The sequence below is a fragment of the Streptococcus sp. SN3 genome (assembly GCF_030439905.1).
This window is the reverse complement of record NZ_JAQFJF010000002.1, coordinates 1-13885: the sequence shown is the minus strand read 5'-3', so window position 1 is coordinate 13885 and position 13885 is coordinate 1. Positions and strand designations below refer to the sequence as shown.

Below are 13885 nucleotides of genomic sequence, written 5' to 3'. Positions count from 1 at the left end.
TATGACAGAAATGCTTAAAGGAATTGCAGCATCTGACGGTGTTGCCGTTGCTAAGGCATATCTATTAGTTCAACCGGATTTATCATTTGAGACTGTTTCAGTCGAAGATACGAATGCAGAAGAGGCTCGTTTGGATGCAGCTCTTGAAGCTTCACAGAACGAGCTTTCTGTTATCCGTGAGAAAGCAGTAGATAGCCTTGGTGAGGAAGCCGCTCAGGTGTTTGACGCTCACTTAATGGTACTTGCTGACCCTGAAATGGTTGGGCAAATCAAAGAAACAATCCGTGCGAAAAAGACCAATGCAGAAGCTGGTCTGAAAGAAGTAACGGACATGTTTATCACTCTCTTTGAAAACATGGACGACAATCCATATATGCAGGAACGTGCGGCAGATATCCGCGACGTGACGAAGCGTGTTCTTGCTAACCTTTTGGGTAAGAAATTGCCAAACCCAGCGTCTATCAATGAAGAATCAGTTGTGATTGCTCATGACTTGACTCCTTCTGATACAGCACAGCTGGATAAGAAATTTGTTAAAGCTTTTGTAACCAATATCGGCGGCCGGACAAGCCACTCTGCTATCATGGCACGTACGCTTGAAATCGCAGCAGTATTGGGAACTAATAACATTACTGAGCTTGTAAAAGACGGCGATGTGATTGCAGCTAACGGTATTACTGGTGAAGTGATTATCAACCCAACTGAAGAGCAAATCGCAGCATTTAAAGCAGCTGGTGAGGCTTATGCTAAGCAAAAAGCTGAATGGGAATTGCTTAAGGATGCTCAGACTGTGACTGCAGATGGCAAGCACTTCGAATTGGCAGCCAATATCGGTACGCCAAAAGATGTTGAAGGTGTCAATGCTAACGGTGCAGAGGCAGTTGGTCTTTACCGGACTGAGTTTCTTTATATGGATTCTCAAGACTTCCCGACAGAAGATGAGCAGTATGAAGCATACAAGGCTGTGCTTGAAGGCATGAATGGAAAACCAGTTGTTGTTCGTACGATGGACATTGGTGGAGATAAGGAACTTCCTTACTTCGATATGCCACATGAAATGAATCCATTCCTTGGTTTCCGTGCTTTGCGTATCTCTATCTCTGAAACTGGCGATGCTATGTTCCGTACACAAATCCGCGCACTCTTGCGCGCTTCTGTACACGGACAATTGCGTATCATGTTCCCAATGGTAGCCCTTCTGACAGAATTCCGTAAAGCTAAAGCGGTTTATGACGAAGAAAAAGCTAAGCTGCAAGCTGAAGGCGTTGCAGTAGCAGACAATATCCAAGTAGGTATCATGATTGAAATCCCAGCAGCAGCTATGCTAGCGGATCAATTTGCCAAGGAAGTAGACTTCTTCTCTATCGGTACTAACGACTTGATCCAGTACACTATGGCAGCTGACCGGATGAATGAGCAAGTCTCTTACCTCTATCAACCATACAACCCATCTATCCTTCGCTTGATTAACAATGTTATCAAGGCAGCTCATGCTGAAGGCAAGTGGGCAGGTATGTGTGGAGAAATGGCCGGCGACCAAACAGCGGTACCATTGCTCGTAGGTATGGGCTTGGATGAATTCTCTATGAGTGCGACTTCTGTTCTTCGGACTCGTAGCCTCATGAAGAAGCTGGATACGAAGAAGATGGAAGAACTGGCTCAGCGTGCATTGACTGAATGTGCAACGATGGAAGAAGTTCTTGAACTTGAAAAAGAATATCTGGACTTCTATTAATCTAAAAAATTAAGATCAGGGAGATTTTCCTGGTCTTTTTTAGTTTTGTTCAGGGGCAGAGTGAAGCTTGTGCAGAAAGTTGAAATCAAAGAAAACGGAAAATAAGCAGATCTAATATGAACAAAATTTAATAATCTATCTTAATTGTGAAAAAATTCTTTAAATTTATAACTTTTGGTTGAAATTTTCAGAAAATTTGGTAAAATAATATTTAATAACATTTTGGAGGGGACAAGTGACACAATATAAAAACTATATAAATGGAGAGTGGAAAGTTTCTGAAAATGAAATTACCATCTCATCTCCTATCAACAATGAGATTTTAGGAACTGTGCCTGCCATGACTCAGGCAGAGGTTGACTATGCGATGGAGAGCGCTCGTGCGGCTTTGCCAGCTTGGCGAGCTCTTTCAGCAGTTGAGCGTGCAGCTTATTTGCATAAGGTTGCGGATATTTTGGAGCGTGATCAGGAGAAGATTGGCGAAATTCTTGCAAAAGAAGTTGCCAAGGGTATCAAAGCGGCAGTCGGAGAGGTAGTCCGGACAGCAGACTTGATTCGCTATGCGGCTGAAGAGGGCATTCGTATTCACGGTCAGGTTATGGAAGGTGGCGGCTTTGAAGCTGCCAGCAAGAAAAAATTGGCTGTGGTTCGTCGTGAGCCTGTAGGAGTTGTACTGGCCATTGCGCCATTTAACTACCCAGTCAACCTGTCTGGTTCTAAGATTGCTCCTGCCCTTATCGGCGGAAACGTCGTGATGTTTAAGCCACCTACTCAAGGTTCAATCTCTGGTCTGCTCTTGGCTCAGGCTTTTGCTGAGGCTGGTCTGCCTGCTGGTGTTTTCAATACCATCACAGGACGTGGTTCAGAAATCGGGGATTACATCATTGAGCATAAGGAAGTAAACTACATTAACTTTACTGGCTCCACCCCAATCGGTGAGCGCATCGGGAAGTTAGCTGGTATGCGTCCAATTATGTTAGAATTGGGTGGTAAGGATGCTGCAGTTGTGCTGGAAGATGCTGACTTGGAGCATGCAGCTAAGCAGATTGTTGGCGGGGCATACAGTTATTCTGGCCAGCGCTGTACGGCTATTAAACGTGTCATTGTCATGGAGAGCGTAGCAGACAAATTAGCGGCGCTGATTAAGGCAGAGGTAGAGAAACTGACGGTTGGGGATCCCTTTGATAATGCGGATATCACACCAGTCATTGATAATGCATCAGCAGATTTCATCTGGGGCTTGATTGAAGATGCTCAGGAAAAGGGAGCGTCAGCCTTGACAGAAATCAAACGTGAAGCAAATCTCATCTGGCCTGCCTTGTTTGACCATGTGACACTGGATATGAAATTAGCTTGGGAAGAGCCATTTGGTCCTGTTCTTCCGATTATTCGTGTGACTTCCGTTGAAGAGGCTATTCAGATCTGTAACCAGTCAGAGTTTGGTCTTCAATCTTCAGTCTTTACAAATGATTTCCCTAAAGCATTTGAAATTGCTGAGAAACTGGAAGTGGGTACTGTACATATCAATAATAAGACCCAACGTGGTCCAGATAACTTCCCATTCCTTGGAGTTAAGGGATCTGGAGCAGGAGTGCAAGGGATTCGTTACAGTATCGAAGCGATGACACAAGTGAAATCCATCGTGTTTGATGTGAAATAATGAGAAAGGCGGCTTTGTGCGGCCTTTTTTCTTACATTGATGAACTTGTAAATCTAATAAGATTACCTCATGATTTGAAAAGAATCAAGCATTTATATGTTTAATTGCTTATTATTTTAAAATGTAAATTTACATATTGGTCTATATCTTTATGAAAATTTTCATCTTTTTCTTGTTTTGGATAGCTCCTATATTTAGCGAAAAAGGAATAAAAACATACTTAGAGGCACAAAATGCAGTGTTTTCTCTCTCATTTATTACTAATTTTAGCTAATGTTCGGTTTTAGTGATTTTCCGTAAGGATATTTGAAATTTACTTGAAAAAGAGATAAAAATAATGTAGAATAGTATTATAGAAAACGCTTACAAATAGAAAGGTGATTACATGGATAAGAACGAAGCATTAAGAACCTTTACAACAGGTGAAAACTTTCATTTGCAGCATTATCTAGGGGCGCATCAGGATGAAGTGGACGGCAAGTCTGGCTACTCTTTCCGCGTTTGGGCGCCTAATGCTCAGAGTGTCCATTTGATTGGAGATTTCACCAATTGGTATGAAGAGCAGATTCCTATGGTCCGAAATGAAGCGGGCGTTTGGGAAGTCTTCACAGAGCTACCTAAGGAAGGAGATATTTACAAGTACAATATCAAGCGTAGCAGTGGTCAGGAAATTTTGAAAATTGATCCGCTGGCTATCTATCTGGAAGAGCGCCCGGGCACGGGAGCAGTTATTCGCACTATTCCTGAGAAGAAGTGGAAAGACGGTCTCTGGCTGGCACGCCGGAAGCGCTGGGGCTTCTTCTCTCGGCCGGTCAATATCTATGAAGTGCATGCCGGATCTTGGAAACGTAATGAAGACGGCAGTCCTTATAGCTTTGCCCAGTTAAAAGAAGACTTGATTCCTTATCTGGTGGAGATGAACTACACACATGTGGAATTCATGCCGCTTATGGCTCATCCGCTAGGACTTAGCTGGGGCTATCAGCTTATGGGCTACTTCGCCTTTGAGCATACCTATGGCACACCTGAGGAATTTCAGGATTTTGTCGAAGAATGTCACTTGAACAATATCGGTGTCATTGTGGACTGGGTGCCAGGTCACTTCACTATTAATGATGATGCTCTGGCCTATTATGATGGGACACCGACTTTCGAGTATCAGGACCACGATCGGGCTCATAACTATGGTTGGGGTGCTCTCAACTTTGATTTGGGCAAGAATCAGGTTCAGTCTTTCTTGATTTCCAGTATTAAATTCTGGATTGATTTCTATCATTTGGACGGGATTCGGGTTGATGCTGTCAGCAATATGCTTTACCTGGACTATGACAGCGGTCCATGGCAGCCAAATAAAGATGGCGGCAATCGCAATTATGAAGGTTATTACTTCCTGCAACGCCTCAATACGGTCATTAAGCTAGCCCATCCTGATGTCATGATGATTGCAGAGGAAAGTTCCTCAGAGACCAAGATTACTGGTATGAGAGAGCTGGGTGGCCTTGGATTTGACTACAAGTGGAATATGGGCTGGATGAATGATATCCTTCGCTTCTACGAGGAAGATCCGATTTATCGTAAGTACGATTTTAATCTAGTGACCTTCAGCTTTATGTACGTATTCTCTGAAAACTTCCTCCTGCCATTCTCGCATGATGAAGTAGTTCACGGCAAGAAGAGTCTCATGCACAAGATGTGGGGTGACCGTTACAATCAATTTGCAGGGCTCCGCAACTTGCTGACCTACCAAATCTGCCATCCGGGCAAGAAACTGCTCTTTATGGGCTCAGAATTTGGTCAGTTCCTAGAATGGAAGTCAGAAGAGCAGCTAGAATGGTCTAATCTGGACGATCAGATGAACAAGAAGATGCAGGGCTTTACTGCTGCACTCAATGCCTTCTATAAAGACAATCGTCCGCTTTGGGAAATTGATCTGAGCTATGATGGCATCGAAATCATTGATGCGGATAATACTGATCAAAGTGTCCTCTCTTTTATCCGTAAGACGGAAAAAGGAGATATGTTAGTTTGTGTATTCAATATGGCGCCGGTAGAGCGGAAGAACTTTACCATTGGTGTTCCAGTGGAAGCCATTTATGAAGAAGTATGGAACACTGAATTAGAAGAATGGGGAGGTGTTTGGAAGGAACATAACGAAACAGTTCAGTCTCAAGAAGGACTTTGGAAAGATTATCCACAGACTTTGACCTTTACACTGCCAGCTCTTGGAGCCAGCATCTGGAAGATCAAGCGTCGGATTGCTCGTAAAAATGTTAAAAAAGATTCCACAAAGGAGTAATAGTCTATGAAGAATGAAATGCTAGCTTTGATTCTTGCCGGCGGGCAAGGAACTCGTCTTGGAAAGCTCACACAGAGTATCGCAAAACCAGCGGTACAGTTTGGCGGCCGCTATCGTATTATTGACTTCGCCTTGTCTAATTGTGCCAACTCCGGTATTCACAATGTCGGTGTCATTACTCAATACCAGCCATTAGCTCTGAACAGTCATATCGGAAATGGTTCTAGCTGGGGTCTCGATGGTATTAACTCAGGCGTGTCCATTCTTCAGCCTTATTCTGCGAGCGAAGGAAATCGTTGGTTTGAAGGTACCAGCCATGCGATTTATCAAAATATCGACTATATCGACAGCATCAATCCTGAGTATGTTCTGATTTTGTCTGGGGACCATATCTACAAGATGGACTATGATGACATGCTTCAGTCTCACAAGGACAACAATGCCAGCTTGACAGTAGCCGTTCTGGATGTGCCTCTCAAAGAAGCCAGCCGTTTTGGTATCATGAATACAGATGCTAATAATCGGATTGTTGAATTTGAGGAAAAACCAGAAAATCCTAAGTCAACCAAGGCTTCTATGGGGATTTATATCTTTGACTGGCAGCGTCTGCGCAATATGCTGGTAGCTGCTGAAAAGAGCAATGTGGATATGTCTGACTTTGGTAAGAATGTTATCCCTAACTACCTTGAATCTGGCGAAAGCGTTTATGCTTATGACTTTGCAGGCTATTGGAAAGACGTTGGTACAGTAGAGTCTCTCTGGGAAGCCAACATGGAATACATCAGCCCAGAAAATGCTCTGGACAGCCGCAATCGTCGCTGGAAAATTTATTCTCGCAACTTGATTTCTCCGCCAAACTTCATCAGTGAAAATTCCCATGTAGAAGATTCGCTGGTCGTTGATGGATGTTTCGTTGACGGCACAGTAAAACACTCTATTCTTTCTACTGGTGCTCAGGTCAAAAAGGGCGCAGTCATTGAAGACTCTGTCATCATGAGTGGAGCTGTTATTGGCAAAGACGCTAAGATCAAGCGGGCCATTATCGGCGAAGGTGCGATCATCTCTGATGGTGTAGAGATTGATGGCACAGAGGAAGTATATGTTGTCGGATACAACGAGAAAGTGGGGGTACCAAAAGATGAAGATTGATAAATATTCAGCAATTTTAGGAAATACAGTCGGCTTCCATGATATGTCAACTCTGACAAATCATCGTCCAGTAGCTAGCTTGCCATTTGGTGGGAAATATCGTTTGATTGACTTCCCGCTTTCAAGTCTTGCCAATGCTGGTATCCGCAGTGTCTTTGGTATCTTCCAACAGGACAATATCAGCTCTGTTTTTGACCATATTCGTTCTGGTCGTGAGTGGGGTCTGTCTACCTTGCTCAGCCACTATTACCTGGGAATCTACAATACCCGTGTAGAAAGTTCTACAGTAGGTGAGGAATACTATGATCAGCTTTTGACCTATCTGAAACGCTCTGGCTCCAACCAAACTGTTGCACTTAACTGTGATATCTTGGTTAATATTGACCTCAATCAAGTTTTCCACTTGCACAATACAACAGAGCAGCCGATTACAGTTGTCTATAAGAAATTGCATAAGGAAAATATTTCGGATGTGAATGCTGTCCTAGATATTGACGAAACGGACCATGTTAGAGGGCATAAACTCTTTGATGGCCGAGAAGATGCTGAGCTCTTTAATATGTCTACAGACATCTTTGTGGTGGATACTCCATGGCTGATTGAAAAGCTGGAAGAAGAAGCTAAGAAAGAGCATCCGCAAAAACTGCGCTATGTCTTGCGTGATTTAGCAACTCAGGAAGGGGCATTTGCCTACGAATATACAGGCTATCTGGCGAATATCTATTCTGTAGAGACCTACTACCGATCCAACATCGATATGCTTGAAAGCAAGAAATTCTACTCTCTCTTCAGTCCGAACCAAAAGATTTACACCAAGGTTAAGAATGAGGAGCCAACTTACTATGCTGAGTCTTCGAAAGTAGCTCGCTCTCAATTTGCGTCAGGAAGCATTGTGGAAGGTGAAGTCATCAATTCTGTGATTTCGCGGAATACCAAGATTAAGACTGGAAGCAGTGTTAAATCCAGTGTTCTCTTCCCTCGAGTCAAAGTTGGAGAAAATGCAACTGTTGAGTACGCTATTGTGGACAAGGGTGTTGAAATTGCCGAAGGCGTAGTGATTCGCGGAACAGCAGAAGACCCAATCGTAGTCAAGAAGGGCCAAAAAGTTACAGAGGACATAATTCGATGAAGATTTTATTTGCAGCAGCAGAAGGAGCCCCATTTTCTAAGACAGGTGGTTTGGGAGACGTTATCGGCGCTCTCCCCAAATCACTGGTCAAGGCTGGCCATGAAGTTGGTGTTATTCTGCCTTACTATGACATGACCCATGCCAAATTTGGCGACCAGGTGGAAGACCTTTTCTACTTTGAAGTCAGTGTTGGCTGGCGCCGGCAGTATGTTGGGATCAAGCGACTGGTCTTGAACGGTGTGTCCTTCTATTTTATTGACAATCAGCATTATTTCTTCCGCGGCCATGTTTACGGGGATTTTGATGATGGTGAGCGTTTTGCCTACTTCCAGTTAGCAGCCGTAGAGCTGATGGAGCGGATTGATTTCATTCCGGATGTTCTGCATGTTCACGATTATCATACAGCTATGATTCCTTTCTTGGTTAAGGAAAAATACCATTGGATTCAAGCATATCAGAATATCAAAACCGTCTTGACCATCCATAATCTGGAGTTCCAAGGTCAATTCCCTGACAGCATGCTTTGGGAACTGTTTGGAGTGGGCTATGAGCGCTATGCAGACGGAACCCTGCGTTGGAATGACTGTCTCAACTGGATGAAGGCTGGTATTCTCTATGCGGACCGAGTGACGACTGTATCACCAAGCTATGCAGGTGAAATCCGTACACCAGAATTTGGCTGTAATTTGGATCAAATCCTGCGGATGGAGTCCGGTAAGCTGGTCGGAATTGTCAACGGTATAGATACAGATATCTATAATCCAGAAACGGATCCGCTATTAGCCCATCACTTTAACAAATCTGACTTATCTGGTAAACTAGAAAACAAGCGAGCTTTGCAAGAGCGAGTTGGTCTGCCTGTGCGTGATGATGTGCCGGTAGTTGGGATTGTTTCCCGTCTGACCCGTCAGAAAGGCTTTGATTTGGTAGTGGAAGAGCTGCATAATCTCCTCCAGGAAGATGTGCAGATTATCCTCTTGGGAACAGGGGATCCAGCTTTTGAGCAGGCTTTCGCTTGGTTTGGTCATGCCTATCCTGATAAGCTTTCAGCTAATATTCTCTTTGATGTAACCTTGGCTCAGGAGATCTACGCTGCCAGCGATATTTTCCTCATGCCAAGCCGCTTCGAGCCTTGTGGCCTTTCACAAATGATGGCCATGCGCTACGGAACCTTGCCTTTGGTGCATGAAGTGGGCGGTCTGCGTGATACCGTCGAGCCTTACAATGTCTATACAGGACAGGGAACGGGCTTTAGCTTCAATAACTTTTCTGGCTACTGGTTGACTTGGACCTTCAAGGAAGCACTCAAGCTCTATGCCGATGACAAGGAAGCTTGGAAATCTCTGCAAGAACAGGCGATGGAAAGAGACTTCTCTTGGGATACAGCCAGCAAGGCTTACAGTGATTTATATCAATCACTTCTATAACATTTACTTTGGAATCAGTATAAAAAATCCTCTCTTGTCCATGGGACAAGGGAGGATTTCCGTGAGAATTACATTTTTATATATTATCATACTGTGTTGGAGCACTGTTTTTAGCTTGTGGCTGAAGTGAGCGATTCCCATCTTAATTGAAAAAAGTATTTCTACGTTTAAATCTGCTTCCCGTTATTTAGAAAGGGAGATAACCATCCACTATGGAACTAACAAAAGAACGTTTTATTCGAGATTTTAAGGATATTCTACATGAAAGACAGCTGATTAAAGTTGCTGATGCGACTTCAGTGGAGCTTTTTCAGGCTCTGGCCAGCACTGTCCGCAAGTATATCACGCCCCTTTGGTTGGAGCGTCGCAATCAGTTGATTGAGCAGCAGCAAAAGACAGCTTATTACTTTTCTATCGAGTTTCTTCCAGGACGCATGCTGGAAACCAATCTGCTCAACTTAGGTATCCTCGATATGGTCAAGGAGGGCTTTGCCGAGTTGGGCGTTGACTTTGAAGATGTCAAGAATGCGGAGTATGACATGGCCTTGGGCAATGGCGGTCTGGGCCGCTTGGCGGCTGCCTTTATGGACTCGCTGGCAACCACTGGCTATCCAGGATTTGGAAATGGGATTCGCTATCGCTATGGACTCTTTAAGCAACGCATCGTAGATGGCTATCAGGTAGAAATTCCTGATGCTTGGTTTGGCAGTCTGGGCAATGTCTGGGAGACCCGTAAGGACCATGATATTGTCGATGTTAAAATCTTCGGAAATGTTTCCCTCCATGCTAATGAAAAGGGCCGGATCGTGCCACTTTATGAGAATTCCAAAACCTTGCGGGCCGTTCCTTACGATGTGCCGCAGATTGGCTTTGGCAATGATAATGTCAATAATCTCCGGCTTTGGGATGTTGAAATTCCAGAGGAGCATGAACTGGACTATCCGACCATTGAGGCTCGTCGCCGGGTGCAAGACATCACTGCTATTCTCTATCCCGACGACTCTAGCTACGAAGGAAAAGAGCTGCGCTTGATCCAGGAATACTTCATGACCAGTGCAGGTCTGCAGACCATTATCAAATCCTACCTCAAGCAAGGGCGTCCGCTCAAGGATATTCATGAGAAGGTCTCTGTCCATATCAACGATACCCACCCAGCGGTTGCACCGGCTGAGTTTATGCGTCTCTTGATGGATGAGTACGATTTGGAATGGGCAGATGCTTGGAATGCTACGGTTAACACCATGAGCTATACCAACCATACCATTCTGTCTGAAGCCTTGGAAAAATGGGATGCAGAGCTTTTTAAGAATGTCCTGCCGCGGGTTTATCAGATTATCCTAGAAATCGACAACCGCTATGTAGCTGAAATGGCTGGACGCAGCCTTGATCCGCAAGTTATCGAAAATACTCGAATCGTCAAGGACAATCAAATCCACATGGCTCACTTGGCTATCATTGGCGGTCATTCAATCAATGGTGTTGCCAAACTCCACACAGAACTGCTCAAAGAAGACACCTTGCGTGATTTCTACAGCATTTACCCAGAGAAGTTTAATAACAAAACCAACGGGATTATCCAGCGCCGCTGGCTGCAGATTGCGGACCAGCCTCTGTCAGCTGAGATTGATAAGCTGATTGGCAAGGGTTGGAGAAGTGATATCCATGAGCTGCGCAAGCTTTTGGAATTCAAGGATGATCAGCAAGTGCTGGGTGATTTCTACCGAGTGAAGCAGGAAGCCAAGGCCCGTCTGGCTGACTTCATCAAGGAATCAACAGGAGTGGAAGTCTCTACAGAAGCTATCTTTGATGTCCAGGTGAAACGTCTCCACGCTTACAAGCGACAGCTGCTCAACTTACTTCATATCATCAAGCTTTACTGGGACCTCAAGGACAATCCTGACAAGGATATGGTGCCACGCGTCTTTATCTTCGGTGCCAAGGCTGCTCCAGGCTACCACTTTGCTAAGTCGGTCATCAAGCTGATCAATGAAGTAGCCAATCTGGTCAACAAGGATGAAAGCCTGCAAGGCAAACTCAAGGTTGTCTTCTTGGAAAACTACCGCGTCAGTCTGGCTGAGCTCATCATTCCAGCTGCTGATGTATCAGAGCAGATTTCTCTGGCTTCCAAGGAAGCTTCTGGTACTTCCAATATGAAGTTTATGATGACAGGTGCCATTACCCTGGCTACACTGGACGGAGCCAATATCGAAATCAAGGACGAGGTCGGTGACGACAATATTGTCATCTTTGGGATGGACAAGGACCAAGTTTACGAGCACTATGCCTGCCACGATTACTACTCACGCGGTGTCTATGAAAGCAATCCAGATATTCGCCGAGTGGTCGATACCTTTGTCAACGGCACCATTCCAAACGTCCGTGAAGAAGGATCTGAAATCTACGAAGCCCTCATTACCCACAATGACGAATACTTCCTTTTGGAAGACTTTCATGCCTATGTAGAAGCTCAAGAGAAGATTGATGCTCTCTATCGTGACAAAGAAAAATGGGCCCGCATGAGCTTGATTAATATCGCTACATCAGACAAGTTTACCTCAGACGATACCATTGAGCAATATGCCAAGGAAATCTGGAACTTGGAGAAATAATACTCCTGAGAAAACATAAACAATAAGAGATTGGGATCTGGGTCTCAGTCTCTTTTGCTATCTATCTACCATCTTGTCTAGAAATATGCTATAGTAGAGAAAGTATGAGAGTCCAACTTTTAGAAAAGCAGGGTAAGCAAGCATGAAAGACTACACGATTTTTTATCAACAATTAACGGCTCCCTTTTGTAGCCGCCCTCAGTGGCTGAAAGGTCTGGTTTACTTTAATCGGGGAATGACCCTCTTCATACCTATTGTTTATGGTCTCGTTCTAATCAGTGCCTTTCTGACGGAAGGCTGGAAAGGGATGCTTACTTTTTTCTTCTTACCAGCCATTGGATTTGGTCTGCTGTCAGCTATTCGTAAACGACTGAATCAAGCACGTCCTTACGAAAAATGGGATATTCAACCCTTGCTGGCCAAGGATACATCAGGTAAATCCATGCCCAGCCGCCATGTTTTTTCGGCGACAGTGATTTCCATGTGTCTACTCTACTTTTTCTGGCTGCCGGGACTTATCTGCCTCTTGCTTTCAGCAGGGCTGGCCGTAGTGCGCGTGATTGGCGGAGTGCACTATCCAAAGGATGTGCTGGTAGGCTATCTTTGCGGCATTTGCTGGGGAGCTTTACTTTTTTTATTATAAAGGACCTGTTTTCGGAAGAGAGTAGACAAAGGACCTCCAGCTATATTATAATAGAAGCAGTAACAACCGTTTCGACATCAAGGGGTATTCCTTGCTGGATGTTAAAAATATTTAAGGAGTCTACTATGTCAGAACCATTATTTCTACAGTCTGTGATGCAGGAGAAGATTTGGGGCGGAACCAAGCTGCGCGATGTCTTTGGCTATGAGATTCCCAGCGACCATGTAGGGGAGTGCTGGGCTATCTCGGCTCATCCTAATGGTGTGTCAACCGTCAAGAACGGACGATTTGCCGGCCAGAAGTTAGATGTTCTCTATGCCGAGCACCGTGAGCTTTTTGGCAATCGTTCGGAACCTGTCTTTCCACTTTTGACAAAGATTTTAGATGCCAATGACTGGCTTAGTGTTCAGGTCCATCCTGATGATGCCTATGGACTAGAGCACGAAGGGGAGCTTGGTAAGACTGAGTGCTGGTATGTCATTGCTGCAGACGAAGGAGCAGAGATTATTTATGGTCACAATGCCAAGAGCAAGGAAGAGCTGCGCCAGCAGATTGAGAGCAAGGACTGGGACCATCTTCTGACCAAAATCCCAGTCAAGGCTGGTGACTTCTTCTATGTACCAAGTGGCACCATGCATGCCATTGGCTCAGGTATTCTGATTTTGGAAACTCAGCAGTCCAGTGACACGACCTACCGTGTCTATGACTTTGATCGTAAGGACGATGCTGGTAATCTTCGTGAGCTGCATTTGGAGCAGTCGATTGATGTTTTAACTATCGGTGAGCCAGCCAATAGCCGTCCTGTTACCATTCAGGCAGATAGTTTGACTTCTACTCTTTTGGTGGCCAATGACTTCTTTGCTGTTTACAAATGGGATATCGCTGGTTCGGTCAATTTTAAAAAGACAGCAGACTATAGCTTGGTCAGTGTCTTGGAAGGTGTCGGTGAGCTAGAAGTTGATGGGACGGTCTATCCTCTTGGAAAAGGAGAGCATTTCATCCTGCCTAGCGATGTTACAGAATGGACCTTGTCTGGAGATTTGCAGCTGATTGTCAGCCATCCATAATTATAGAAAAATCAAGAGCAAATAATCACTTTGCTCTTTTTCATATAAACAAAGTATAAATTTCTAATTATCTTTTTATATTTTCTTAAATGCTCGTAAAGCCTTATTCTATGTGCTTTCGAGTATTTTTACTGTAGGAAGATACTTCACGTTTCTTTGCATATTTCCTC

Annotated in this window: 9 protein-coding genes; all 9 read left to right on the top strand. The window is 44.4% G+C overall.

Annotated features, from left to right (window positions below; all coding sequences use genetic code 11):
- Position 1: 1 nt before the first annotated feature.
- The 9 genes from ptsP to manA all read left to right on the top strand — a co-directional run bounded on the left by ptsP (position 2) and on the right by manA (position 13715).
- A complete protein-coding gene (gene ptsP / locus PCY71_RS04015; RefSeq protein WP_048771673.1) occupies positions 2-1735 on the top strand; it encodes a phosphoenolpyruvate--protein phosphotransferase in 1734 nt (577 codons plus the stop codon).
- Between the two features lie 235 nt (positions 1736-1970).
- Positions 1971-3395 carry an NADP-dependent glyceraldehyde-3-phosphate dehydrogenase gene (locus PCY71_RS04010; protein ID WP_048771677.1) on the top strand — a complete coding sequence of 475 codons (1425 nt, stop codon included), beginning with the start codon at positions 1971-1973 and terminating at the stop codon, positions 3393-3395.
- 385 nt (positions 3396-3780) lie between these two features.
- Complete coding sequence (gene glgB, locus PCY71_RS04005) at positions 3781-5691, top strand: 1,4-alpha-glucan branching protein GlgB (RefSeq protein ID WP_002900750.1); 1911 nt, start codon at positions 3781-3783, stop codon at positions 5689-5691.
- Positions 5692-5697: 6 nt separating this feature from the next.
- Complete coding sequence (locus tag PCY71_RS04000) at positions 5698-6840, top strand: glucose-1-phosphate adenylyltransferase (RefSeq protein WP_002904142.1); 1143 nt, start codon at positions 5698-5700, stop codon at positions 6838-6840.
- Positions 6830-7969 (top strand): glucose-1-phosphate adenylyltransferase subunit GlgD, encoded by a 1140-nt coding sequence (glgD, locus tag PCY71_RS03995; protein WP_048771682.1) that lies wholly within the window; start codon positions 6830-6832, stop codon positions 7967-7969. The genes PCY71_RS04000 and glgD overlap by 11 nt, the downstream gene beginning before the upstream one ends.
- Positions 7966-9396 carry a glycogen synthase GlgA gene (glgA, locus tag PCY71_RS03990; protein WP_048771685.1) on the top strand — a complete coding sequence of 477 codons (1431 nt, stop codon included), beginning with the start codon at positions 7966-7968 and terminating at the stop codon, positions 9394-9396. Before glgD ends, glgA begins: the two co-directional genes overlap by 4 nt.
- Before the next feature lie 212 nt (positions 9397-9608).
- Positions 9609-12005 carry a glycogen/starch/alpha-glucan phosphorylase gene (locus tag PCY71_RS03985; protein WP_048771688.1) on the top strand — a complete coding sequence of 799 codons (2397 nt, stop codon included), beginning with the start codon at positions 9609-9611 and terminating at the stop codon, positions 12003-12005.
- Between the two features lie 142 nt (positions 12006-12147).
- Entirely contained in the window at positions 12148-12648 is a 501-nt protein-coding gene (locus PCY71_RS03980; RefSeq protein WP_048771691.1) for a phosphatase PAP2 family protein, read from the top strand.
- Between the two features lie 125 nt (positions 12649-12773).
- Positions 12774-13715, top strand: coding sequence for a mannose-6-phosphate isomerase, class I (manA, locus tag PCY71_RS03975; RefSeq protein WP_032912488.1), 942 nt, complete (start codon positions 12774-12776; stop codon positions 13713-13715).
- Positions 13716-13885: the final 170 nt, after the last annotated feature.

Coding starts and splice junctions, on each gene's coding strand:
- PCY71_RS04000 (WP_002904142.1), top strand. CDS start 5,698: ATGAAGAATGAAATGCTAGCTTTGATTCTTGCCGGCGGGCAAGGAACT.
- PCY71_RS03980 (WP_048771691.1), top strand. CDS start 12,148: ATGAAAGACTACACGATTTTTTATCAACAATTAACGGCTCCCTTTTGT.
- manA (WP_032912488.1), top strand. CDS start 12,774: ATGTCAGAACCATTATTTCTACAGTCTGTGATGCAGGAGAAGATTTGG.
- PCY71_RS03985 (WP_048771688.1), top strand. CDS start 9,609: ATGGAACTAACAAAAGAACGTTTTATTCGAGATTTTAAGGATATTCTA.
- glgD (WP_048771682.1), top strand. CDS start 6,830: ATGAAGATTGATAAATATTCAGCAATTTTAGGAAATACAGTCGGCTTC.
- ptsP (WP_048771673.1), top strand. CDS start 2: ATGACAGAAATGCTTAAAGGAATTGCAGCATCTGACGGTGTTGCCGTT.
- glgA (WP_048771685.1), top strand. CDS start 7,966: ATGAAGATTTTATTTGCAGCAGCAGAAGGAGCCCCATTTTCTAAGACA.
- glgB (WP_002900750.1), top strand. CDS start 3,781: ATGGATAAGAACGAAGCATTAAGAACCTTTACAACAGGTGAAAACTTT.